This is a genomic window from Halomonas cupida, assembly GCF_900142755.1.
GTDB classification, from domain to species: Bacteria; Pseudomonadota; Gammaproteobacteria; order Pseudomonadales; family Halomonadaceae; genus Halomonas; species Halomonas cupida.
Map to the genome: position 1 here is coordinate 65,817 of NZ_FRCA01000008.1, position 24,116 is coordinate 89,932.

At 60.8% G+C, this 24,116-nt stretch carries 26 protein-coding genes; 13 read left to right on the forward strand and 13 right to left on the reverse strand.

Annotation, left to right across the window (positions count from 1 at the left end):
- The first annotated feature begins 182 nt into the window (after window positions 1–182).
- The 3 genes from BUE38_RS14585 to BUE38_RS14595 all read left to right on the forward strand — a co-directional run bounded on the left by BUE38_RS14585 (window position 183) and on the right by BUE38_RS14595 (window position 2,211).
- Window positions 183–962 carry an AraC family transcriptional regulator gene (locus tag BUE38_RS14585; protein WP_073435976.1) on the forward strand — a complete coding sequence of 260 codons (780 nt, stop codon included), beginning with the start codon at window positions 183–185 and terminating at the stop codon, window positions 960–962.
- Between the two features lie 180 nt (window positions 963–1,142).
- Window positions 1,143–1,943 carry a M48 family metallopeptidase gene (locus BUE38_RS14590; protein ID WP_073435977.1) on the forward strand — a complete coding sequence of 267 codons (801 nt, stop codon included), beginning with the start codon at window positions 1,143–1,145 and terminating at the stop codon, window positions 1,941–1,943.
- A 4-nt stretch (window positions 1,944–1,947) separates the two neighbouring features.
- A complete protein-coding gene (locus BUE38_RS14595) occupies window positions 1,948–2,211 on the forward strand; it encodes a hypothetical protein (protein WP_073435978.1) in 264 nt (87 codons plus the stop codon).
- A gap of 6 nt (window positions 2,212–2,217) precedes the next feature.
- Here the strand turns inward: BUE38_RS14595 and BUE38_RS14600 are convergent, their stop codons facing one another.
- The 5 genes from BUE38_RS14600 to dprA form a co-directional block, all read right to left on the reverse strand.
- Window positions 2,218–3,258, reverse strand: coding sequence for an MDR family NADP-dependent oxidoreductase (locus tag BUE38_RS14600; protein ID WP_159438891.1), 1,041 nt, complete (start codon window positions 3,256–3,258; stop codon window positions 2,218–2,220).
- Window positions 3,259–3,290: 32 nt separating this feature from the next.
- Entirely contained in the window at window positions 3,291–4,103 is an 813-nt protein-coding gene (aroE, locus tag BUE38_RS14605) for a shikimate dehydrogenase (RefSeq protein WP_073435980.1), read from the reverse strand.
- A complete protein-coding gene (gene hemF / locus BUE38_RS14610; RefSeq protein WP_073435981.1) occupies window positions 4,100–5,035 on the reverse strand; it encodes an oxygen-dependent coproporphyrinogen oxidase in 936 nt (311 codons plus the stop codon). The genes aroE and hemF overlap by 4 nt, the downstream gene beginning before the upstream one ends.
- Before the next feature lie 35 nt (window positions 5,036–5,070).
- Complete coding sequence (locus BUE38_RS14615) at window positions 5,071–5,628, reverse strand: L-threonylcarbamoyladenylate synthase type 1 TsaC (RefSeq protein WP_073435982.1); 558 nt, start codon at window positions 5,626–5,628, stop codon at window positions 5,071–5,073.
- 111 nt (window positions 5,629–5,739) lie between these two features.
- Window positions 5,740–6,876 carry a DNA-processing protein DprA gene (dprA, locus tag BUE38_RS14620; RefSeq protein WP_073435983.1) on the reverse strand — a complete coding sequence of 379 codons (1,137 nt, stop codon included), beginning with the start codon at window positions 6,874–6,876 and terminating at the stop codon, window positions 5,740–5,742.
- Window positions 6,877–7,123: 247 nt separating this feature from the next.
- Between dprA and def the strand changes: the two genes are divergently transcribed.
- From def to BUE38_RS14655, 7 genes are all read left to right on the forward strand, one after another.
- On the forward strand, window positions 7,124–7,636 hold the full coding sequence (def, locus tag BUE38_RS14625; RefSeq protein WP_073436120.1) for a peptide deformylase: 513 nt from the start codon (window positions 7,124–7,126) through the stop codon (window positions 7,634–7,636).
- A gap of 173 nt (window positions 7,637–7,809) precedes the next feature.
- Complete coding sequence (gene fmt / locus BUE38_RS14630; RefSeq protein ID WP_073435984.1) at window positions 7,810–8,820, forward strand: methionyl-tRNA formyltransferase; 1,011 nt, start codon at window positions 7,810–7,812, stop codon at window positions 8,818–8,820.
- Window positions 8,817–10,193, forward strand: a complete 1,377-nt coding sequence (rsmB, locus tag BUE38_RS14635) for a 16S rRNA (cytosine(967)-C(5))-methyltransferase RsmB (RefSeq protein WP_084541964.1) — start codon at window positions 8,817–8,819, stop codon at window positions 10,191–10,193. Before fmt ends, rsmB begins: the two co-directional genes overlap by 4 nt.
- Window positions 10,194–10,308: 115 nt before the next feature.
- Entirely contained in the window at window positions 10,309–10,515 is a 207-nt protein-coding gene (locus BUE38_RS14640) for a dodecin (protein WP_073435985.1), read from the forward strand.
- 235 nt (window positions 10,516–10,750) lie between these two features.
- Window positions 10,751–12,124: a Trk system potassium transporter TrkA gene (trkA, locus tag BUE38_RS14645; RefSeq protein WP_073435986.1), complete on the forward strand. Its 1,374-nt coding sequence runs from the start codon at window positions 10,751–10,753 to the stop codon at window positions 12,122–12,124.
- A 43-nt stretch (window positions 12,125–12,167) separates the two neighbouring features.
- Window positions 12,168–13,616, forward strand: coding sequence for a TrkH family potassium uptake protein (locus BUE38_RS14650; RefSeq protein ID WP_073435987.1), 1,449 nt, complete (start codon window positions 12,168–12,170; stop codon window positions 13,614–13,616).
- Between the two features lie 113 nt (window positions 13,617–13,729).
- Window positions 13,730–14,956: a TraB/GumN family protein gene (locus tag BUE38_RS14655; protein WP_073436122.1), complete on the forward strand. Its 1,227-nt coding sequence runs from the start codon at window positions 13,730–13,732 to the stop codon at window positions 14,954–14,956.
- A gap of 131 nt (window positions 14,957–15,087) precedes the next feature.
- Here BUE38_RS14655 and BUE38_RS14660 read toward each other — a convergent pair whose 3' ends face one another.
- From BUE38_RS14660 to BUE38_RS14675, 4 genes are all read right to left on the reverse strand, one after another.
- Window positions 15,088–15,864 (reverse strand): tRNA-uridine aminocarboxypropyltransferase, encoded by a 777-nt coding sequence (locus BUE38_RS14660; protein WP_234987016.1) that lies wholly within the window; start codon window positions 15,862–15,864, stop codon window positions 15,088–15,090.
- A 52-nt stretch (window positions 15,865–15,916) separates the two neighbouring features.
- Window positions 15,917–16,642, reverse strand: coding sequence for an SIR2 family NAD-dependent protein deacylase (locus BUE38_RS14665; RefSeq protein ID WP_073435988.1), 726 nt, complete (start codon window positions 16,640–16,642; stop codon window positions 15,917–15,919).
- A gap of 84 nt (window positions 16,643–16,726) precedes the next feature.
- Complete coding sequence (gene aceK / locus BUE38_RS14670; protein ID WP_073435989.1) at window positions 16,727–18,469, reverse strand: bifunctional isocitrate dehydrogenase kinase/phosphatase; 1,743 nt, start codon at window positions 18,467–18,469, stop codon at window positions 16,727–16,729.
- Window positions 18,470–18,675: 206 nt separating this feature from the next.
- Complete coding sequence (locus tag BUE38_RS14675) at window positions 18,676–20,151, reverse strand: TrkH family potassium uptake protein (RefSeq protein ID WP_073435990.1); 1,476 nt, start codon at window positions 20,149–20,151, stop codon at window positions 18,676–18,678.
- A 167-nt stretch (window positions 20,152–20,318) separates the two neighbouring features.
- Here BUE38_RS14675 and BUE38_RS14680 point away from each other — a divergent pair, with 167 nt between their 5' ends.
- From BUE38_RS14680 to BUE38_RS14690, 3 genes are read left to right on the forward strand one after another with little or no spacing between them, the layout of a single operon-like run.
- Window positions 20,319–21,089 carry a pseudouridine synthase gene (locus BUE38_RS14680; protein WP_073435991.1) on the forward strand — a complete coding sequence of 257 codons (771 nt, stop codon included), beginning with the start codon at window positions 20,319–20,321 and terminating at the stop codon, window positions 21,087–21,089.
- Window positions 21,086–21,922 carry a tRNA cyclic N6-threonylcarbamoyladenosine(37) synthase TcdA gene (gene tcdA / locus BUE38_RS14685; RefSeq protein WP_073435992.1) on the forward strand — a complete coding sequence of 279 codons (837 nt, stop codon included), beginning with the start codon at window positions 21,086–21,088 and terminating at the stop codon, window positions 21,920–21,922. The genes BUE38_RS14680 and tcdA overlap by 4 nt, the downstream gene beginning before the upstream one ends.
- Entirely contained in the window at window positions 21,919–22,152 is a 234-nt protein-coding gene (locus BUE38_RS14690; RefSeq protein ID WP_073435993.1) for a DUF1653 domain-containing protein, read from the forward strand. Before tcdA ends, BUE38_RS14690 begins: the two co-directional genes overlap by 4 nt.
- A gap of 106 nt (window positions 22,153–22,258) precedes the next feature.
- Here BUE38_RS14690 and bfr read toward each other — a convergent pair whose 3' ends face one another.
- The 4 genes from bfr to BUE38_RS14705 all read right to left on the reverse strand — a co-directional run bounded on the left by bfr (window position 22,259) and on the right by BUE38_RS14705 (window position 24,104).
- Window positions 22,259–22,741 (reverse strand): bacterioferritin, encoded by a 483-nt coding sequence (bfr, locus tag BUE38_RS14695; protein ID WP_073435994.1) that lies wholly within the window; start codon window positions 22,739–22,741, stop codon window positions 22,259–22,261.
- A 194-nt stretch (window positions 22,742–22,935) separates the two neighbouring features.
- Window positions 22,936–23,142, reverse strand: a complete 207-nt coding sequence (locus BUE38_RS14700) for a (2Fe-2S)-binding protein (RefSeq protein ID WP_073435995.1) — start codon at window positions 23,140–23,142, stop codon at window positions 22,936–22,938.
- 148 nt (window positions 23,143–23,290) lie between these two features.
- Window positions 23,291–23,440 (reverse strand): hypothetical protein, encoded by a 150-nt coding sequence (locus BUE38_RS22980; protein ID WP_159438892.1) that lies wholly within the window; start codon window positions 23,438–23,440, stop codon window positions 23,291–23,293.
- A 25-nt stretch (window positions 23,441–23,465) separates the two neighbouring features.
- On the reverse strand, window positions 23,466–24,104 hold the full coding sequence (locus BUE38_RS14705; RefSeq protein ID WP_073435996.1) for a pyridoxamine 5'-phosphate oxidase family protein: 639 nt from the start codon (window positions 24,102–24,104) through the stop codon (window positions 23,466–23,468).
- Window positions 24,105–24,116 lie beyond the last annotated feature (12 nt).

Consider the following 24,116-nt stretch of genomic DNA (forward strand, 5'->3'; position numbering starts at 1 on the left):
GGTCAGCGATAGCGTGTCGAACGGTTGCAGGGTCATGAGGGATCCTCGGGTGACGTGATGTCCATCAGCATAAGTGGCAACCTGAAGAACATCTTGCGCGATCTGGTCTATCATTGTCGCAAAATGGTCAACTCCGCGCTGACCAACGGCCCCCTTCAATCCGCATCCTGATGGTGACTCAGATGGTCGATAGCGCCGAAATCCACGATGTGACAGACCTGCCCGTCACCGGAGTCGCCATCGACTATCCAAGCGGACATATCGTGGAACCCCATAGCCACTCCCGCTCCCAGCTGCTCTATGCCATAGAAGGAGTATTGGTGATCGAGACCCCAGCTGGCCGCTGGGTGACACCACCAAGCCGTGGAGTCTGGCTGCAGGCGGGAACCGAACACTCGTTGCGCATGCAAGGGGCTGCAAGAGTGCGCAGTCTATTCGTCGACCCTTATGCCATTCCGGGATTGCCCGGGAGCGATTGTGTGATCGCCATCTCGCCGCTACTGCGAGAGTTGATCCTGGCTGCCACACAGATAGTAGAATGTTACGCAAGCGACAGCCGTGACGGCCGCCTGATGCGGCTTCTGCTGGATGAGCTGTGCACACTTCCGATACTACCGTTCCACCTCCCCTGGCCCAGTGACGAGCGCATTGCCCGCGTCTGTAGAGTGCTGTCAGAACAACCTGCCATCAATATCGGTGCCAATGAATGGGCCCAGCAACTGGCCATGAGCCCGAAGACCTTTCACCGTCGCTTCCTGATCGGCACAGGCGTGACGTTCGGGCGGTGGAGACAACAGGCACGACTACTGCGATCGCTGGAGTACCTGGCACGGGGCGAATCGGTTCTGGAGGTTGCCTTGCAGCACGGCTACAACAGCCAGAGCGCCTTTGCCGCGGCTTTCAAGCGCCAGTTTGGTGTACCACCCACGGTCTTCTACCAGTCACTCGAGCCCGCGGAATAGCAGCGCATTCTTTCATGCTCGCAGTTGGACGCCCCCTGCTAACATGCCGTACCCGTTTCCCGACAGTTCTGTTGCCTCTTCTACACAGTTGACCGGGGAAGCAGTCAGGGTATCTTGTGAGCATACGGATTCTGCGTCCAGTGGTAAGCACGCCCACTGAACTTCGAAAAGGAGATACTGATGCGCTGGAAAACATGTATTGCGTCGGCACTGGCGATGGCAACGCTGGCCGCCTGTTCCACCTCCCCCACAGGTCGTTCGCAGATGCTGTTGATGGACGAGAGCCAACTCAACCAGATGGGCGCTCAGGCCTTCTCACAGTATCAGCAACAATTGCCCACCGTTGGTGGTGCTCAGTTGAACTACGTGCAGTGCATCACCAATGACATCGTCGCAGTACTTCCGCCAGAGCAGCGCAACCAGAACTGGCAGGTAAAGGTCTTCGAGTCCGATGATGCCAACGCCTTCGCCCTGCCCGGCGGCTATGTCGGCGTCAATACCGGGATGTTCAAGGTCGCCACCAACCAGGATCAGTTGGCCTCGGTGATCGGCCACGAGATCGGCCATGTGCTGGCTCACCACGCCAATGAGCGAGCCTCCACCCAGAATCTGACCCAACTGGGCATGTCAGTGGGCGGCACGCTGCTCGGCGCCAATGGTGTGGCGGGATCCGATCAGATCATGGCGGCGATGGGCCTGGGCGCCCAGTACGGTGTCCTGCTGCCCTTCTCGCGCAACCACGAGAGCGAAGCCGATGTCATTGGCCTGCAGTTGATGGCAGATGCCGGTTTCAATCCCCAGGCGAGTATCGACGTGTGGCGTAATATGGAAAGCGCCAGCGGTGGACAACCTCCTGAATGGGCCTCGACCCACCCCAGCCATGGCAGCCGTATCGCGAGTCTGGAGTCCGAAATGGGTGATGCCATGAGCCGCTATCAGCAGGCCCAGTCAGCAGGTCGCACTCCCAACTGCAAGGCCTGATGATATGACCCGCACCCGTATCGGTCTGATATTACTGGTGGTACCGGTGCTGCTGTTGTTGGGCCTGTACTTCGTCGAGCTGAGTCAGATCCGTGAATGCCAACTCGTCGACCAGGGCCACTGGGATTATCTCGCCGCGCAATGCCGGGATAATCCCCAACCTTTCGTGCCCTGGATCATCCGCCATCCCTGGGTGGTCAATGGTGGCCTGCTGATCTCGGTCGTCGGTCTGGGATTGTGCATGCTGGGACTCTATCGGCGCCGCTGAGGAGCGTTACAGCCTGACCACGCGCTTGCCGGGTCCTCGGCGACGGCCACTGACCAGCAGGCCGCAGAGGGCTTCGGCCCAGCTTTCCAGGCCATCGAACACTTCCAGAGGTGCTCTGAATTCACTGGCGGGTGGCTGGGCGACCTGCTGCTGAAATGGCTGCCAGAATACGGCTTCGTGGCCCGGCACGACAAAGGGTTGCAGGTGAGCACCTATCGCCGCCAGGCGGCGGAGATTGTGGGGTGCCCGTCGGGGATCCGAGCCATTGTATTGGCTGACAAGGCCACAAAGCACCACGCGCCCCCTGGGCCGTACAGCATCAATGGCAGCCGAAAAAGTGGCACCTCCCAACTGCTCCAGATGCAGGTCGATACCCTCCTCGGCCAGCCGTGCCAGTTGCTCGGTAAAGTCCGCTGGGCGGCTATGGTCCAGCACTCCGGCCACCCCCAGCGACAACAGCCACTCGCGACCCGCCACACTACCCGCCGAGGCCAGCACCCGAGCGCCACCGGCCAACGCCCATTGCACCGCCAGAGACCCCACCGCGCCGGCCCCAGCGGTCACCAGCACCGTGTCATCGGGTCGAAGACGGCCGTAGTGGCACATCGCCAGCCAGGCGGTGAACCCGGTCATGCCACGCTGGTGCAGCCACGCCAGAGGCGGTGCATCCTGCCCGTGGAATACCAATGGCGCCAGGCTACCAGCAGGTGAGTCCAGCGCCAGGACCCCGTGCGAGGCCGCCGGAAGATGGCCAACAACCCAATCGCCCGGGACCACACCTCCATATTTCGACTCGAGCACCCGTCCCAGGCCCCAGGCCGACAACGGACTGCCGGGCAGCCACTTTCCCATACCATCACGGTTCAGATAGTCGTAGCCGACGGCTTGCATGCGAGTACGCATATATGGGTCGACCGAAAGCCACTGTGACTCGATCAGCACTTCGCCAGCGACAAGCGCCTCCAGCGGCAGGGGCACCAGCTCGAGATCATCGACACTCAGCACCCCCACAGGAGTACGTCGTAAACACCATGCATGGGATATCATGTTGGCAGGGAGTCCGGCGAATTCATCAGCCATCAGAGCTGCGCACGCAACTCACTCAGCACGGCCTCGGTTTCAGGTTTCACTCCGCGCCACAGCTCGAAGGAAACAGCAGCCTGCTCGACCAGCATGCCGAGACCATCGATACCACGGGCGCCCCTGGCCTGGGCCCAGGCTACAAATACCGTGGGTTGAGCTGCATACATCATGTCGTAGGCGATGCCCTTCTCATCAAGAAGGTCATCCGGGAGTGGCGGGAGGTCTCCGGAAAGGCTGGCGCTGGTACCATTGATTACCAGATCGTACTGACCGTTGATGGCATCCAGTCCGGCTCCCTCGATCGCTCCGAGGTCGGCGAAGTCCGTGGCCAGCTCAATGGCTCTGGATGCGGTCCGGTTGACCACCGTGAGCTGCTGCGGCTGCTCCGCCAGCAACGGCTCCAGCACCCCACGGACCGCGCCCCCGGCTCCCAGCACCAGGATTCTCGCCCCTTCAAGCACTACACCGTGACGCTGCAGGTCCGCCACCAGACCGGCCCCATCGGTGGTATCCCCCCAAGTGCCACCATCGGAATCGACGACCAGGGTATTCACCGCGCCAGCGCGCCTTGCCCGTTCGCTCAAGCGATCACAGAGCTGCCAGGCCTGCTGCTTGAAAGGGACGGTGACATTGGCCCCCCGCACACCGTCGACAACCAGCGAACGCCAGGTGCCCGTGAAGTCATCCAGCGGAGCCTCGATGGCAACGTACTCCATCGTCTGGCCAGTCTCTTCGGCGAAAGCGGCATGGATAGCGGGCGACTTCGAATGGCCGATCGGGTGGCCAAGGACGCAATAGCGGTCGGTCATGGTGTCTCCTGTGAAGGCGGCGTCTCGCCCAGCCAATCGCGAGGGCGCAGAAAGTCATCAAGGGCGGCCTCGGCTGAGCCGGGCTCGGGATGGTAGTCATACTCCCAGCGTGCCAGCGGCGGCATCGACATCAAGATCGACTCGGTGCGTCCGCCGCTCTGCAGGCCAAACAAGGTGCCACGATCCCAGACCAGGTTGAACTCCACATAGCGGCCGCGGCGGTACAGTTGGAACTGCCGCTCGCGTTCTCCCCAGGTCTCGTGGCGGCGGCGCTCGACGATCGGCAGATAGGCGTCGAGAAAACCATCGCCCACGGCACGCTGAAAGGCATGGCAACGCTCGAAGCCCCCCTCGTTGAGGTCATCGAAGAACAGCCCACCGACCCCCCGAGTCTCGCCGCGATGCTTGAGTGTGAAGTAATCATCACACCAGGCCTTGTAACGCGCATAGACATCGTCACCGAAGGGCGCACAGAGATCATGGGCCATCTGGTGCCAATGGCACGCGTCTTCCCAGCGAGGATAGTAAGGCGTCAGATCGAAACCACCACCGAACCACCAGACAGGTGCCTCGTTTTCCGCCTCGGCGATGAAGAAGCGCACATTGCCATGACTGGTCGGCACATGAGGGTTTTCCGGGTGCAGTACCCAGGACACCCCGACAGCGTGAAAACTTCGACCGGCCATTTCGGGGCGTGCTGCGGTTGCCGAAGGCGGCAGACGACTGCCATGGACATGCGAGAAATTCACGCCCCCCTTCTCGAACAGCGCGCCATTCTCGATGACCCGCGAACGCCCTCCGCCACCTTCTTCCCGTTGCCAGGCATCCTCACGAAAAGCTGCCAGCCCATCGGCTCTGGCCAGGCCATCACACAACCGGTCCTGCAGGTCGAGCAGATATTCCTTCACGGTATCGAGATCGGGTTGAGTCACAGAGGGTCTCCAAAGTCTGGTGGCGGCAAGCTGGCTCAACTGCGCAGGGTGGTGCCACTGAGCAGGTCACGAATGGTACTGGGGCGCGGGTTGCCCCCCAACGCGCCCGGCACGATGGCATCCAGTTCATCGGCAAAGAACTGTCGAATCTGTGCCTCGCTCATCGCGGGAGGCTCACCGGCGTGATTGGCGGATGTCGAGACCAGCGGGCCACCAAAGGCTCGGCACAGGGCCTGCACGCCGGGATGGTCACTGACTCTGAGCGCTACGCGGTCATGGTCGCCACGTACCAAAGCAGGTGTATGGCCGTTGTCCGGTACCAGCCAGGTATTGGGGCCGGGCCAGGAAGCCGCGAGGGTGTCGAGCTGTTGATCGCTCAGACCCTCGAGCCAGGGCGCAAACTGATCCATATCGGCGGCCACCAGAATCACACCCTTGGCCGGATCACGTTGCTTCAGGGCCAGCAGGCGTGTCAGTGCCGTCCGATGGAAAGGATCACAACCCAATCCCCACACAGCTTCCGTGGGATAGGCAATTACACCGCCACGGCGCAGGGCCTCGACGGTTTCAGCGAGTTGAAGGTTGGCATTCATGGCGTGCTGTATTCATGAAGAGGAGCGAAGCAATTTCCACGTTTCGTATTAAATTTACACGAAATGTGTAAAGGACAATGCTACCACGGCCATGCCACGGACGCTGTTCCCTCAGCTCGGCAAGCGCACCCAGCCACCCGCCTCCAGCGCCACCCGCCCTTCGATCTCGAGCAGAGTGAGTTCACGCTGGCACTGCGCCACCGGCCAGCCACTCAAGTCGACCAGGGCATCCAGAGGTGTTGGCGTTGCGCCCAGCCAGCGCAGCAGAGGAGAGACTTCCTCGAGGTCATCGACACTCTCGCCCCCCTCGCCTACGGTCGGAGAGAGATCCGTGGCCAGCGGCAACCAGTGCTCCAGTTCTGCCTGCACATCATCGACATGGCGTACCAGCGCGGCTCCATCACGTATCAAGCGAAGACAACCACTGGCCTGAGGCACACTCAGTGCACCGGGTAGGGCCATCACCTCGCGCCCCTGCTCCAGTGCCAGTCGAGCGCTGATAAGCGTGCCACTCTGCTCGGCGGCCTCGATCACCACCACACCGCAGCTCAAGCCGGTGACGATTCGGTTGCGTGAGGGGAAATCCCCTGCTCGGGGCTGTACGGCCAGTGGACGCTGCGCCAACAGCAATCCTCCCTCATCACGCAGGCGCCGGTACAATTCGGCATGGCGCGATGGATAGATCACATCGATGCCACCGGGCAACACCGCAATACTGCGCCCCCCGGCATCCATGGCAGCAATCTGGGCTGCCGCGTCGACCCCCAACGCCATACCACTGACCAGCGTCCACCCCACCCGGCTCAGCCCAGCGGAAAACTGGCCAGCATGCTGCAGACCGGCCCGGGTGGGGCGGCGCGATCCGACCATGGCCACACAGGGTGAGTGCAGTGCCTGGATGTCTCCTTCTGCCCACAGCAGCGGCGGCGGATCGGCAATCTCGCCGAGCAGTGACGGCCAGTGCTCATGATCCGGGTGGAGCAGGTAGCGGCATGTCGCCTTCTGCTGCCATTCCAGCGTTTGCTGGACATGGGCGTAGAGCGGACTGCGCTGCGGATGGTCCAGCCACAACTGCAGGGCCTGAGCCGCGGGGGCCGGCAGTACCGCCAACCAGCCCTGCGGCCACTCAGGTGTCAGGCTACGCAGGGCGGCCAGGCGTACGGGGCCGACCTGAGGTAGTGCGCTGAGCACCAGCCATTGGATACTGCGCTGCTGTTCGATTTCCTGTGCAGAGAGAGTGAGCGTCATCCATGAGCTCTCCTTGTTCATCTTTCAGCAGTGTAGGTTTCAGTGCCTCACTGCCGGGGACTATCCTGCGCCGCTACGAGTGCCATCCTGCACCATCAGGAACCGTTACCTGTTCACGCACAGCAATGGCCGCGTGTTATAGTTATCGGTAATTGTCTGGATAGGTTGTGCCCCCTCGGGGAATGCGATCTGTGGTCGTATAATGACCCTCAGACTCACTGATGACTGCAACGGTGGTACCAACACCATGGCCAAACTCACCATTCTCGAGTTTCCCGACGAACGACTGCGGACCAAAGCCGCTCCGGTAGAGAACGTCGACGAGGAAGTCCGCCAGCTGGTCGATGACATGCTGGAGACGATGTATGCCGCACCGGGTATCGGCCTGGCTGCCACCCAGGTCGATGTACATCGTCGCGTTATCGTGATCGATGTCAGCGAGGACCAGTCCCAACCCTGGGTGTTGATCAACCCCGAGGTGACGCTGCTCGGCGAGGAACGCGAGCCCATGCAGGAAGGCTGCCTGTCGATTCCCGAGTACTTCGCTGAAGTGCCGCGGGCGTTGCGTGTACAGCTCAAGGCACTGGATCGCGACGGCAAACCGTACGAGATCGAAGCCGACGGTCTGCTGTCCCACTGCATCCAGCATGAGCTGGATCATCTGGAAGGTATACTGTTCGTCGATTACCTCTCGCCTCTCAAGCGTGACCGGGTACTCAAGAAGATGAACAAGCGGCACCGCATGACACAGAGCGCTTGATCCCGATCGCTCGAACGTGAGCAACAGGGACTGGTAACGTTTCATCGCGGCTGCGAAGGCGTCACCAGACTCTGGAAAGGCCAGCAGCGTATTTGCGTTGCTGGCCTTCTTCGTTGGCGCTATCCACTGGCGCCATTAGAATGAAAACGCATTCTTCGGCAAGGCTTCGACACATGACCCAACCGCTACGCGTAATCTTCGCTGGCACCCCCGATTTTGCTGCCGACAGTCTGGCGGCCATCCTCGCCAGTCGCCACGAAGTGGCAGCCGTGCTGACCCAACCAGATCGCCCCGCAGGCCGTGGGCGCAAGTTGACACCCAGCCCAGTCAAGGCGCTGGCTCAGACCCATGACCTCCCGGTCCACCAACCACTGAGCCTCAAGGCACCGGAGGCCCAGCAGATCGTTGCCGACCTGCAGGCTGATGTCATGGTGGTCGTGGCCTATGGCCTGATCCTGCCCCAGGCAGTACTCGATCTACCACGCCTGGGCTGCCTCAATGTGCATGCCTCCCTGCTGCCTCGCTGGCGTGGTGCAGCTCCGATACAGCGAGCCATCGAAGCCGGTGATTCTGAAAGTGGCGTCACCATCATGCAGATGGATGCCGGCCTGGATACCGGCGATATGCTGTTGGTTCGTGCTACGCCCATCAGCACCGATACCACAGGTGGTGACCTGCACGACCGCCTGGCACGGATCGGTGGCGAAGCCATCGTCGAGACGCTGGACGCGCTCGCGGCCCAGGGGCTGAAGGCCACCCCTCAGCCCAGCGAGGGAGTGACCTATGCTGCCAAACTATCCAAGGCCGAGGCCGAACTCGATTTCCATCATGATGCCGCTGCGCTGGCAGCCCGAGTGCGTGCCTTCAACCCTTGGCCGGTGACCTGGTGTAGCTTGAGCAATGAGCACCAGGGAGAAGAGCGCTTGAGGGTATTGATGGCCCACGTGCTGGATGATGGAGAACCTGTGCCTCCGGGCACCCTGGTCGACAACCAGCAGCAGTTGGTCATCAGCTGTGGTAATGATGGCCGACAACGTCTGGCGATCACTCGTGCGCAACTTCCTGGTGGCAAGGCCCTGGCAATCACTGATCTGCTACGCTCACGTGCCGAGCGCTTCGCCATCGGCTCTCGACTGGCAAGCCCACCATCCGGCAATGCAGCAGCGACGGAGACGACTCCATGACCCACGACACTTCCGCCTCCGAGCGTCCTCGCTCCAGACGCAACGGCCCCAACACCAACGCCAAGGGCGACTGTGTGCGTGCCGCCGCAGCCAGAGCTCTGGTACCGGTCATCACCGGTAAAGGATCGCTGAGCGGTCTCGAGGATCATCAGGTAGTGGCACGTGACCGTGCCCTGTTCAAGGCCATGTGCTACGGAACCTGCCGTACCCTGCCGCGCCTTGAGGCGCTTGCCGCGAAACTGCTCGAGAAGCCCTTCAAGACCCGCGATGCCGACGTCCAGGCCCTGTTGCTGCTGGGCATCTTCCAGTTGCTGTACCTGCGCATACCGGCACATGCGGCCGTGGGCGAGACCGCCGGTGCCGCCCGCCTTCTCGGCAAGGCCTGGGCGACCCGCGTACTGAATGGCTGCCTGCGTCGTCTGCAGCGGGAAGCCTTCAGCCTCGAGGCCGAAGTCGACAAGGATCAGGCCGTGGCACTGCTGCACCCACGCTGGTGGGTCAAGGCTATCCGCGACGCCTGGCCGGACGATTGGCAGGCCATACTCGAGGCCAACAACCAGCCCGGCCCCATGACGTTACGCGTCAATCGCCGCCACAATGACCGTGAGAGCTATATTGATGTGCTCGATGGCGCCGGAGTCTCGGCACGCCTGTGTGCCCATGCACCGGATGGACTGACCCTCGACAAGTCCATGGATGTCGAGGCACTGCCGGGGTTCGCCCAGGGCCATGTCAGTGTGCAGGACGAAGCGGCACAGCTGGCGACCGTCATGCTCGGCCCGGTGATAGCACCGCGCCCCGGTGCTCGTGTGCTCGATGCCTGTTGTGCGCCGGGCGGCAAGAGTGCCCACCTACTCGAGTTGTTCGACATCGAACTGCAGGCCATCGACTCGGACGCCCAGCGCCTGGCCAGGGTCGAGGACACCCTGTCCCGCCTGGGGCTGTCAGCGCGACTGGCTCAGGGCGATGCCACCGAGCGTGACTGGTGGGACGGCACCCAGTTCGACGCCATTCTGCTTGATGCTCCCTGTTCCGGTAGCGGGGTCATCCGTCGCCACCCGGATATCAAGCGTCTGCGTCGACAATCGGATATCGCCCAGCTCGCCGAATTGCAGTCACGTCTGCTGGACAACCTCTGGGGGCTGCTCAAGCCCGGCGGCACCCTGCTCTACGCCACCTGCTCGGTCCTCCCCCAGGAGAACCGCGACCAGGTTGCCGCCTTCCTCGAGCGCACCAGCGACGCTCAGCTCAACATGCCTGAAGGTATCGGCTGGGGGCGCGATGCCGCACCGGGGCGCCAGCTGTTGCCGGTCCCGGACAGTCATGACGGCTTCTTCTACGCACGGTTGGTGAAAAGCGGGTCGGATCAGTAAAAATCCCATCGGAGGGTGAAAATCCAGGCCAGGCTGATAAACAGCCGCCAATCATGGAGCGGCGGCCAGAAATCAATCTGCGTTCAGGGACAGTCAGCACTCAGGGGAGAGCAATATGAGCCATCACGTCTATAAGCACATCGAGCTGACGGGGTCATCGGAAACCAGTATCGAGGATGCCATCCAACGTGCCATTTCGCGCGCCTCGGAGAACGTCCACAACCTGCGCTGGTTCGAGGTGATCGATACTCGAGGCCATATCGAGGATGGGCGTGTCGCCCACTGGCAGGTCACGCTCAAGGTCGGCTTTACCCTCGATTAACTTGCGGGGCACCACACCTGGGTGTCGCCCATCAATAACTTCCCTGCATCAGGCCAGCTCAGCATTCGGCTGTGCCTGATGCGCGCAGGCGCCTGTTCCACGACTACCAGCCAGGGTATGCTGGCCGCCATATTTCGGCGCACGGAAAATCCGAGCCGGTACTCTGGTCACGATATGCGACCTGAGTGCCGTCGGCACTTCAGGCGCGGAATCAATCGCTGCGGATAAAACGACGATGAAGATCATCATTCTCGGCGCCGGCCAGGTCGGCGGCACTCTGGCAGAACACCTGGCACGTGAAGAGAACGACATCACGGTGGTGGATACCGATGGCGAGAAGCTCCGGGAGCTGCACACTCGCCTCGATATCCGTACCGTCTCGGGCCCCGCCTCCTACCCCATGGTGTTGCGCCAGGCAGGTTGTGAGGATGCTGACATGCTGATCGCGGTGACCAACTCCGACGAGGTCAACATGATCGCCTGTCAGGTCGCCCACACGCTGTTCCGTACCCCGACCAAGATCGCCCGTGTACGTGCCACCGCTTACCTGGCGCGCAAGGGCCTGTTCGCTCACGAGGCAGTGCCTATTGATGTGCTGATCAGCCCCGAGCAGGTGGTCACCGACCACATCCGCCGCCTGATCGAACACCCTGGCGCTCTTCAGGTCCTCGAGTTCACCGGCGGCCTTGTCCAGTTGGTCGCGGTCAAAGCCTTCTACGGTGGTCCGCTGGTCGGACAGGAGCTGGGCTTTCTGCGTCGCCACATGCCCAGCGTCGATACTCGTGTGGCAGCCATCTATCGTCGCAATCGCCCGATCATTCCCCGCGGCGACACCGTCATCGAAGCCGATGACGAGGTGTTCTTCATTGCCGCCCGTCGTGACATTCGCGCTGTCATGAGCGAGCTGCGGCGTCTCGATCGTGACTTCCGTCGTGTGATCATTGCCGGTGGCGGCAATATCGGCGAGCGTCTGGCAGAGCACCTCGAGCACAGCCACCAGGTCAAGATGATCGAGCATAATCTGGAGCGTTGCACCCAGCTCTCCGAGCGTCTCGACCGCACCGTGGTACTGCACGGAAGTGCCACCAGCAAGCGCCTGCTGGAAGAGGAAAACATCGAGGATTGCGACATCTTCTGCGCGCTGACCAACGACGATGAGGTCAACATCATGTCGTCGATGCTGGCCAAGCGTATGGGCGCCAAGAAGGTGCTGACACTAATCAACAATGCGGCCTATGTGGACCTCGTTCAGGGTGGCGAGATCGATATTGCCATCTCTCCACAGCAGGCCACCATCGGTAGCCTGCTGACCCATGTTCGTCGTGGCGATATCGTCAATGTCCACTCCCTGCGTCGCGGGGCTGCCGAGGCCATCGAGGCCATCGCCCATGGCGACAGGCAATCGTCACGCGTAGTCGGGCGCGCCATCGGCGAGATCGAGCTGCCCGCCGGCACCACCATCGGGGCCATCGTCCGCGGCAAGGAAGTGCTGATCGCCCATGATGATGTGGTCGTCGAGAGTGGCGACCACGTCATCCTGTTCGTGATCGACAAGCGCCGCATTCGTGACGTGGAGCGACTCTTCCAGGTGGGGCTGACGTTCTTCTGATGGGTAACTCATGGACAAGGCGTAGTTCAACGAGGAGGACCGCATGAGCCTGCGCATGATCCTGCGCATTCTCGGTCTGCTGCTGATGATGTTCAGCCTGACCATGGTTCCTCCGATCCTCATCTCTCTGCTGTTCGGCGATGAGATGTGGTACGCCTTTGTGGTGGCCATTGGCATCACTGTGCTGACCGGCGCGCTGATGTTCCTGCCCAACCGCAAGGCGCGGCGTGAGCTGCGGACCCGCGATGGTTTCCTGATTGCGGCGCTGTTCTGGACCGTGCTGGGACTGTTCGGTTCGCTGCCGTTGATGCTGACCGGCAACCTGGCGCTGTCGGTGACCGATGCGGTGTTCGAGTCCTTCTCGGGACTGACGACCACCGGCGCTACTGTCATCACCGGCATCGAATTCCTGCCCGAATCGATTCTCTACTATCGCCAGCAACTACAGTGGCTCGGTGGTATGGGGATTGTGGTACTGGCGGTGGCGATCCTGCCGACGCTGGGCGTGGGCGGCATGGCACTATATCGCACCGAGATCCCCGGCCCGCTCAAGGATTCAAAGCTGACGCCACGGATCACCGAGACCGCCAAGGCGCTGTGGTACATCTACGCGGCGCTGACCATTACCTGCATGCTGGCCTATATGGCGGCCGGCATGAACTGGTTCGATGCCCTGTCACATAGTTTCTCGACGGTCGCCATTGGCGGTTTCTCCACCTATGACGGCAGCATCGGCCACTTCGACAGCGCCACCATCGAGCTGGTCTGCGTGGCTTTCATGCTGGTCTCGGCGATGAGTTTCAGCCTCCACTTCATGGCCTGGCGAGAACGCAGCCTACGCCATTACCTGGAGGATCCCGAGGCGCGTTTCCTGGTCCTCTACCTGGCAGGTCTGGTGATGATCACCGTCGTCGGCCTGTGGCTGACCAACACAACCGGGACCCTCGAGGGCCTGCGGCACGGGCTGTTCGAAGTGGTTTCCGTCGCCACCACGGCTGGTTTCGGGGTCGCCGACTTCTCCAGTTGGCCCGGTGCCCTACCGTTGCTGCTGTTCATGGCCGCCTTTGTCGGCGCCAGCTCAGGGTCCACCGGCGGTGGCATCAAAGTGATCCGCATCATCCTGATCATCAAGCAGGGTATGCGTGAAGTCATGCGCCTGATCCACCCCAATGCCGTCATTGCGGTCAAGGTCGGCAAGGTCAGCGTGCCGGACAGCATCGCCCAGGCAGTGTGGGGCTTCTTCTCGGCCTATGTCCTGTTGTTTTTCCTGATGATGGCAGGGGTCATGGCCACCGGTGTCGATCAGATCACTGCATGGTCCACCGTGGGCTCGGCGCTCAACAACCTCGGTCCCGCCCTCGGCGAGGCCAGCCTGCACTATGGAGACCTGCCGTCTGCCGCCAAATGGATTCTGGTGATGGCCATGCTGATGGGACGACTGGAGATCTTTACTGTGCTGGTGCTGTTTACTCCAGCCTTCTGGCGTAAATAGGGAAACACTGCACAATCGTTGCGTTCCCGATGGTCGTCGACCCTCACCGGTTTGGCGTACCTGCCGGGTTCGTGGATAATCGACCCTTCATTCTTGTGCGAGCCTACAGGTTCATGACCGAAACAGCGCTAACCGAACCGTCGGCTCAGACCCATACCGGTCCACGCCGTGATGTCAGCGTCGGCGATACTGTATTCACGCTCCTCGGCACCGCTCATGTCAGCGCCGAGAGTGCCAATGAAGTGCGCGAGCTGATTGACTCGGGTGAGTTCGACGCTGTCGCCATCGAGCTGTGTGACGCCCGTCACAACAACCTGGCCAACCCCGATGCACTGGCCGACCAGGACCTGTTCGAGATCTTTCGACAGGGCAAGGCCGGTATGGTCGCCGCCAATCTGGCGCTGGGTGCCTTTCAACAGCGCATTGCCGAGCAGTCCGGCATCGAGCCCGGTGCCGAGATGCGAGCCGCCCTCGAAGCCAGCCAGCGCCATGAATTGCCGCTGCTGCTGATCGACCGTGATGTCGGCATCACGCTCAAACGCATCTACCAGAATGTACCCTGGTGGCAGCGCACGACCCTGATTTCTGGACTTCTCGGCAGCGTGCTGTCGCGGCAGGAAGTCTCCGCCGAGGAAGTCGAGAAGCTCAAGCAGGGCGATGTGCTGGAGTCGACCTTCAGCGAGTTCGCTGCCGAATCGGAAACCCTGTTCACACCACTGATCAGCGAACGCGACCGTTACATGGTCATGCGCCTCGCTCAGCAGTGCCCTCCGGGCAAGTTCAAGCGTGTGCTGGTGGTGATCGGCGCCGGCCACCTCAAGGGTATGGCCGAGCACCTTGAGGGCCCGGCCAGTGCCGCGCCCGAGAAGGAGATCGCTGAGCTGGAGTCGACGCGGCCCCGCTCGCGCATCTGGAAGATGATCCCGTGGCTGATTACCGCTCTGGTGTTGACCGGCTTCGCCATCGGCTTCTCTCGCAATACCGGCCTGGGCTGGCAACTGGTCGGCGAATGGTTCGTGATCAATGGCGTACTGGCCGGTGTCGGTTCGCTGATCGCGCTGGCACACCCGGTCACCATCATCGCAACCATCTTCGCTGCACCACTGACCTCACTGAATCCGACCATTGGCGCGGGCTTTGTCGCGGCCGGCGTCGAACTGGCCATGCGCAAGCCCAAGGTGCGTGACTTCTCACTGCTGCGCCATGACGTCACAACCGTCAAGGGCTGGTGGCGCAACCGCGTATCGCGCACCCTGCTGGTATTCATCGGTGCCACCATTGGCTCGGCGGCAGGCACCTGGATCGCCGGCCTGAAGATTGCCGGCAGCCTGCTCGGCTAACCTTATTCGGCTACCCCTGTTCGGCAAACATGGTCGCCCAATAGCCCAGCCTGACCCACACTGATTGTCGCCTCACCTTTCACACCAGTTGTATGTGAGGGTGGGGCGCTCAGGATCAAGGTGGCATGGAATCAGGCGCGGCGTTCGAGTAGCCGATGCATGGCAGGTGTCGGCTCCCCGATCTTCTCGTAGCCTCGGCTGGCCGCATAGCTCTCGTTGAAGACATCGAAGTAGTCATCGAGAATATCGGCTGCACTCCCCTCTCCCGCCTGACGCAGCAACTCCGCCGCCACTTCTGCTGTACACAGATGAGCAGGCGAAGCCGGCTTGCGCAGACGATAGCGAGTCAGTCGCTCGGTATGCAGCGGCAGCACCGGCAGATTCTCGAGATAAGGACTCTTGCGGAAGATGCGCCGGGCCTGTCGCCAGGTGCCGTCCAGCAGAATCAGCACTGGAATTCGCGTAACCGCAGCGCTACGCACCGCCTCGATGTTCACCACTCGATGGGCATAGTCCGGCTGATCATCCGGGAATACCACAAAGGGCGCATGGCGCTCATCCGCGAGCAGATCCAGCAACTCGGGATCCGGCGTAGTGCGGTACCAGGTGAATACCCGGGTCGGCGCCAGCACATCACCGATCAGACGCCCCGTATTGGTGGGTTTATGGTGCTCCAGCGGATGGGTGATCAGCCACACCTGAACCTGGCTCTCGGCCTTGACCTGATAGGGGCACAGGCAGTTCAGTTCGGGCAGATTGCAGCCCTCACAACGTGTCACGAAGGCACCGCGAGCCTTGAATTCCCTCCGCGCAGGACGCGGGTGACCGGTGGCGGGATCACGTCCGGGTGCAGACAGGGACTCAACGGGACTGGAACCAGCGCCCAGCTCATCAGATGGCGACATCATCAATACGGCTCGCTCGAAAACAGGCGCGTAGTCTAGCACGCCCGACGAAGCGTCATGGCATGGCGGGGACGAACAGGCGACCCTCACGTTGCCACTGCCGTACCAGTGCCGGAACACCCTCGCCGGCCGACGCTACCCAGCGAGTCACCCCGGGCGGAATCGATAGCTGCTCGTCTGGATCCACCAGCATGCACTCGGCGTCCAGTGGTAACTCGTCGACCAGCGCCGCCGCTGGCATGACCACCAGCGATGTTCCCACCACCAGCAACAGGTCTGCCTCGGCCACGATTTCACAGGCTTGCGGATAGGCCGGGACCGCCTCACCAAACCACACAACGTCCGGACGCAGCTGGCTACCCTGGTCACAGACATCGCCCATGGCGATATTGTCCCGCCCCAGTGGATAACGCATGCGCGGGTTCACCGAGGAACGCGCCATCATGATCTCACCATGGAGATGCAGAACATGGCGTGAACCGGCCCGCTCATGCAGGTCGTCGATGTTCTGGGTAATGATGCTGACCTCGAAGCCTCTCGCCTCGAGGCCAGCCAGCGCGCGGTGAGCGGCGTTGGGTCGAGCGGCCCGTACCTGTTCACGACGCGCATCATAGAAGCGCAGCACCATGGCCGGATCACGAGCCCAGGCCTCGGGAGTGGCGACATCCTCGATGCGATGATCCGCCCACAACCCATCATGGGCGCGGAAGGTCTGGATACCGCTCTCGGCACTGATACCGGCACCAGTCAGCACCACCAGATGGGGAGACTTACGGGTCATGCATTCCTCTTGGTAGCCAGGCGTTTGATCGCAATGTGGTTGATAACTATGTATTTGATAACTACGTATTTGATAACCAGTCACTCACCAGGTCAGGCCACCGGGATCTGAAGCAAAGCGCTGCTTGTTGCGATACGGGTAGACGTCGATGACCTGGCCATGGGTAATGGCGTCCTGCAGCCCCTTCCAGTAATCGGCATCGAGCAGTTCCGGGTGCAGTTCGTAGAACAGCTTGCGCAGACGGATATCGGCGAACAGGAAGGGGCCGAACTCCTCGGGGAAAATATCATTGGGCCCCACCGAGTACCAGGGCTCATCAGCGAGTTCCTGCTCCGGATACAGCGGCTCGGGGATATGACGGAAGTTGCACTCGGTCAGGTAGCAGACCTCGTCATAGTCATAGAAGATCACCCGGCCATGACGTGTGACGCCGAAATTCTTCAGCAGCATGTCGCCGGGAAAGATATTGGCCGCCGCCATCTGCTTGATGGCATTGCCGTAGTCCTTGAGCACCGCCCGCATCTCATCCTCGCCACATTGCTCGATGTAGAGGTTCAGCGGCGTCATCATACGCTCGGTGTAGCAGTGCTTGATGATGACCTTGTCATCCTTGAGATAGACCGTAGAGGGCGCCACGCGCAGCAGCTCCTCAAGACAGTCCGGGTCAAAGTGGTCACGCCGCGAGACCAGATAGGAGAACTCCTGGGTATCGGCCATCCGCCCGACACGGTCATGGCGCTTGACCAGGCTGTACTTGTCGCGGACGTTGTCGCGACTCATGTCCTTGGTCGGGTCGAAGCGATCCTTGATGATCTTGAACACCGTTCGGTGCGACGGAAGCATGAACACTGCCATGACCATGCCACGCACGCCGGGCGCGATGATGAACTTGTCCTCACGTCTGGCAATCTGGTGGTTGAGCGCGCGAAAGAACTCACTCTTGCCATGCTTGAAGAAGCCAATGGCAGCGTACAACTCACTGATTGGCTTGTCCGGCATCAACTCCTGCAGATAGTCGACGAACTCCCCCGGCACTGTGGCGTCGACCTGGAAATAGACCCGGGTGAAGGAGAAGATGATCGACACCTCATCAGGCTCGATAACCACCGTATCCAGCCGCAGCCCCTTGTCCTCCTCATGCAGGATCGGCAGTACCAGCGGCACCTGCTGCTCGCCGTTGACGATCCGCCCCACCAGGTAGGCCCCCTTGTTGCGGTAGAAGACGCTCTTGAGCAACTCGATCTCGGTGCCCTCCCCGTCCCGCAATTCGTCCGCCAGATGACCTTCGAGGAACTGCTGCGCCAGCGTCATGCAGCGCTGGATATTGACGAAGGGGACCTCGAACTCGGCGCCTTCCAGCGCATCACCGATGGCTCTGGCCCAGTCGCCGTTGACCGCATGTCGACGGCAAAGCTCGATCCCCGAATGATGCGGTGCACCGACTCTTGAGGAATAGACGAACATCCAGTCATCACGGATATGGCGATGATGGAAGATCGAGCAGAACATCGAATTGAAGTAGGTTTCGGCCAGCTCGTAGTCGAGACGCTGGCTGATCAGGTCGGTGTAGTGATGCTTGGCTTCACGCCAACACTCGCAGTGAGTCAGGGTATCGTGGTCGAAGGTCCGCCGCAGACGGGACAGGGTCTCATCAACCTTCTCCTGATAGAGGTTGATCCGCTCTGCAGAAGCCTGCTGGGCCTCCCGCCAGGCGGCATCGCGAAAACGCCGTCGTGCGTCCAGAGTAATCTGCTTGAAGCGTGACCGGTACTCATCAAAGCCATGCAGGATGGTGGCAGCAAGGCGGTAGGCAGGGGACAGATTCATCAGCGAGACTCCCGACGGCAGTCACATCAGAGTGAAGGCCTCCGCCAGTTTCGGCGAGACGACCAAGGTCGTCTTTCATGTTGCCCTGCAACATGGCCTACGCCAAGTCACGCGTCCCAATCGGCACAGGGAGTGAGACTCGCTCGCGCTGGCCTCCCTCGCCACTTGCGCCAGAACTGCTTACGCCAGAGCTACTTTCTCCAGAACTATTTTCTCCAGAACATGGGCGTCAGCAGGACCAGTACCGTCAGGATCTCCAGGCGGCCCATCAGCATGCCCACACACAGCAGCCATTTGGCAGAATCCGGTAGCGGTGCAAAATTTCCTGAAGGACCAATGATGTCCCCCATCCCCGGGCCGACATTGGTCACCGCGGTCATGGCACCGGTCAAGGCGGTGACCAGGTCCAGCCCGAGCAACGCCAGCGCCAGCGCCAGCCCGGCAATGGTCAGGAAGAAGAAGAGCGAGAAGGCCACGACACCACGAGTGACTTCATCGGTCAGCGGCATACCGTTGTAGCGCGACACAAAGACGCCCTGGGTATGGATCAGGAAGCGCAACTGACTGATCAGCATCTTGATGGCAACCTGAAAGCGGAAGATCTTCATGCCACCGCTGGTCGAACCGCTACATCCACCGACAAAGGTCAGATAGAAGAACGCCATGGTGGCGAAGGGGCCCCACAGCGTGTAGTCATCACTGGCATAGCCGGTCGTGGTGACCACCGAGACGACATTGAAAGCAGTGTGCGTCAACGAAGTGAAAGGCACCTCACCACGCCAGATCCGGTATAGCGTGATCGCACCGACCACCAATACCAGCATCACGATCAGGCCGCGCACCTGCTCATCACGCCACAACGCCAGCGGAGAGCCACGTAGGCTGCGAATGAAGAGCACAAAAGGCAATGCGCCACACAACATGAAGAAGGTCGCCATCCACAGCAACTGAGGCTGGTCCGAGTAGGCACCAAAGGAGGCATCGGAGTTGGCAAAGCCACCAGTGGATACTGAACTCATCGCATGCACGATGGCATCCAGCGGCAGCATTCCGCCTAGCCAGTAGGCCAGGGTAGCGCCCAGGGTCCCCACGGTGTAGACACTCAGGGTCGCCTTGGCGATTCCGCCGGTACGAGGCATGACCTTGTCCGACCAGTCCGAGGACTCGGTCTGGAACAGGCGCATACCACCCACCTTGAGAAACGGCAGAATAGCGATGCCCATGACGATGATGCCGATGCCACCCAACCACTGCATCAGGCCACGCCAGAGTTTCAGGCCATCGGAGAGGTTCTCGATACCGACAAGGATGGTTGAGCCGGTCGTGGTGATCGCCGACACCGACTCGAAGACTGCGTTGGTCAGGCTGAGCTGCGGTGCACCGAGCACCAGCGGCAGACTGGCGAAGCCGCTGATGGTGACCCAACTGAGGGACGTCAGCACGAACATCTGCTGGGTCTTGAGCTCTACCGGCATTCGCCAGCAGGCCCACAGCGAAAACAGGGAAGCGGACAGCACGATCAATATCGACAGCGCAAACGCCCGAGCATCAGGGTCCTGCTCGAAGAGCAGCACGACCAGAGGTACCACCATCAGCAGCGCCAGAACCAGCCACAGCACCGCCAACACCTTGAGCACCGGCATCCAGTCTTCCAGCCAGCGCACTACCCTTCCTGGCACCATTCCCTGACCTCGTTGTTCGCTATTAACCAGGCATGAAAGCCTGCCGGGTTAATGGCAGCTTCCGGCGCCCATCATAGACCAAAGGCGAACAAAAGCGAGTCCCCCGGATGACAGTGTGCTGCCATACAGCGACAATAGCCCACCGCCGAATCACTGCCGGAAGTTTCATGTCTCAGCCATTGCCCATTCTCTATCAGGACGACCACCTTGTCGCCGTTCACAAGCCGACCGGACTGCTGGTGCATCGCAGCCCACTGGCCAGTGACGCCGAGGAGTTTCTGGTCCAGCGCCTGCGCGACCAACTGGGACAGCGCGTATATCCGGTGCATCGGCTGGATCGTCCGACCTCGGGCATCATGATCCTGGCACTGTCTTCGCAGATCGCCAGCCGCCTCGGCGAGGCCTTCAGCGAACATCAGATCGACAAGCGCTACCTCGCCGTGGTGCGGGGCATCGGCCCTGTGGAGCAACGCATCGACCGCCCTCTTCGCGAAGAAGACGGCTCGCGCCCCAAGGCCCAGATGCCTGCCATGGCAGCCATTTCCGAGGTCCGTCGGCTCGATGGTGTCGAGCTTCCGGTACAGGTCGATCGCTACCCCCAGGCCCGCTACTCACTGATGTCGGTACATCCGTTGACGGGGCGCCGCCACCAGATTCGGCGACATCTGGCGGGTATCGGCTACCCGATCATCGGTGATGCCAAACACGGCAAGGGCAACCACAACCGCTTCTTCCGTGACCAGCTGGATTGCGGCCGCCTGCTGCTGGCCGCCACACACCTGAGCTTCGAGCACCCTGTCGAGCGTACTCCGCTGTCGCTTGTCTGCCCGCTGGATGCCTGCATGACCCGGCTGTTCGAACGTTTCGGTTGGAATGCCCATCTACCACGTCCCGTCGTTGCCCCCGTTTTCCCATCTTCCGAGGTCGCCAGCTCATGACCGAGATCTCTTCCCAGCCGGCTACTCGCCAGCAACAGCATCAAGACCACGAACTACGCTTCGGTGGCATTCGTCGTCTATATGGTGCCCAGGCCACCGAACGTCTAGCTCATGCTCATGTCGTGGTGGTCGGTGTTGGCGGTGTCGGTAGCTGGGCCGTGGAGGCACTGGCACGCTCGGGTATCGGCAAGCTGACGCTGATTGACCTGGATGACGTCTGTGTCTCCAATGTCAACCGCCAACTGCATGCCCTGGACGGCACCATTGGCCGCCCCAAGGTCGAAGTACTGGCCGAGCGCTGCCGTGCCATCCACCCAGGCATCGAGGTCATCGCCGATACGGCTTTTGTCACCCCGAGCAACCTTGCCGAGCGCATTCCCGAAGATGCCGACCATCTGATCGATGCCATTGACAGTGTTGCCGCCAAGGCCGCATTGATTGCCTGGTGTAAACGCCGCAAGCTACCGATCACTGTAACCGGCGCTGCCGGTGGGCAGACCGACCCGACTCGAATCCGCGTTGCTGACCTGACGCGTACTGAACATGACCCGTTATTGGCCAAGGTACGCTCACTACTGCGTCGTCAGTACGGTTTTTCGCGCAACCTCAAACGCCGCTTCAGCGTCGAATGCGTGTACTCCGACGAACAACTTGTCTACCCCGGTGCCGATGGCGAGGTCTGTCACAGCAAGCCCGGCAACGGCGATGCCACTCGACTGGATTGCGCCAGTGGCTTCGGTGCCGCTACCTTCGTCACCGGAACCTTCGGCTTCGTCGCCGCCTCCCGTACTCTGGCCCGACTCACCTCACGCAAGATCGAGACTCCCTCATGATTCGCGACAACGAACGACCAGTCCCCGGTATATACCGTCATTACAAGGGGCCCAACTATGAAGTTCTGGGGTTGGCACATCACAGCGAAACCGAGGAGGCGCTAGTGGTCTATCGCGCCTTGTATGGCGAATACGGCCTCTGGGTGCGTCCGCTGTCGATGTTCAACGAGAGCGTAGAAATCGACGGCGAGACCGTGCCACGCTTTGCCCTCGAAAAAGCCTTCAACTGACACCAACAGCGGGCCACAACGACAGGCCGCAGCAACGGGCCACAACGAGGACGGGGGAAGCCAATTGGCTTCCCCCGTCCTCGTTGCAGGCTGAGTAAAGTGTCTATTACTCGCCGCCGGCTTCCTGCATCTGCTTCTGCAGATAGTTCTGCAGACCCACCCTGTCGATCAGGCTCAGTTCCGTCTCGATGATATCGATGTGTTCTTCTTCATCGTCGAGAATCTGGCGGAACAGGTCACGGCTGACATAATCCTTGATCTGCTCACAGTAGGTGATCGCCTCGATCAGGTCGTTACGGCCCTTGTGCTCGGCAGCCAGGTCAGCCTCGAGCATTTCGCGGGTATCCTCACCAATATGCAGCTTGCCGAGATCCTGAAGGTTGGGTAACCCTTCGAGGAACAGAATCCGCTCGATCAGTACGTCAGCGTGCTTCATTTCCTCGATGGACTCGTCGTACTCCCATTTGGCCAGGCGCGCCAGACCCCAGTCCTTGTACATCTTCGCATGCAGGAAGTACTGATTGATGGCCACCAGCTCGTTGCCGAGCACGATGTTGAGATGTTCGATAACCTTGGGATCGCCTTTCATGGTGCTTCCTCCTGGCAGAATCGCTGTCGAGGAAGGCCAACGTCAGTGCTCGTTCCTCGCATACGGAATCGCTGGAACGGCAAAAGCTGCCCGACCAGCCCGATTACGAACCAGTATAGGCAACCCATGAAAAACTTCAATTAAATCAGTTGTTTGATAAATACAACATAAACGATAGTGATTGGCAATGCGGGCTACACCGCGTAGGCAAGAGACTCCACCTCGGCGCTCGCCGCTTGCTGGATGGCCTCACGAGTTACCTGCTTGCCAACACATGCACATTTGCCGCACTGGGTACCGCAGCCCGTCTCGAGCTGAACCTGGCGCCAACTACGGGCACCTTCGTCCACACTCTGACGAATCTGTCGGTCACTGATTCCCTTGCACAGGCATACGTACATCGACTTCACCTCGCTGTTGTACGATAGTGAATGTAAATGATTCCCATAGCCTTATGCAACCCCTTTGAAAACAATTCGCATTAACTACTTATAACAGTTTGAATTTACGTTTATTTTCAGGGAGTACTCCGCCCACCGCTGCATGAATTCAGTGGCTATTAGCATGGCAATCAAATAGCTCATCCTGATCAATTTGATTGTCGTCCGCACCCCACTGGCGCAGATGCGCGTATCTGCTGGTGTGGTGCGGTCTCGCGTCGGCCTGATGGCCGACGGCGGCACGCCCCTGTGCCGCCATTAACCCAACATGAAAGCATGCCGGGTTAATAGACCAGATCCTGACGTACCCTCGGCATTTCATGTACAGCGCCCTGCTGCGGGTCCTGTTCAGGCTCCCAATGACAGTATCGATGAATCACTCCGGCCCACACAGGCCACTCTGCATCGGCTTCATCGTCATTGGGGCCACCCTCGCGACACTTGAAGGAAACCTCATCCAGAGCAACCCGAACAACACCTGTGGCGGCAAGTTCCTGACGCGTCATGGGCCTCAACTGCTCCCAGCGCCCCGGAGATACCTTGTCGACAAAGCGCTGTAACTGCTGTGCCTTGTGTTCCTCATCCTCGATCCATTCCGCCGTACCGAACACCGTCAAGGAACGGTAGTTGATCGAGTGATGAAAGGCCGAGCGCGCCATGACCAGCCCATCCAGCGCACAGATATTGATCGACACAGGCTGGTCGGCGGCGAGGTTACGGGCACGGCGGTGACCATGCCAGTAGAGATAGTCGCCATCACGCCAGTGGCAGGTCGGCGTCACCACGACCTGACCATCGATCTGCTGGGCCACGTGGCAGATCAAGGCCTGATCGATCATTTGCCAGGCTGACTCGCGGTCAAGACTGGTCCGCTTTGGCCCGCGTTTGATGGTGGTCCGTTCGGTTACCTTCAACTGGTTCATCCGAGGTTGCTC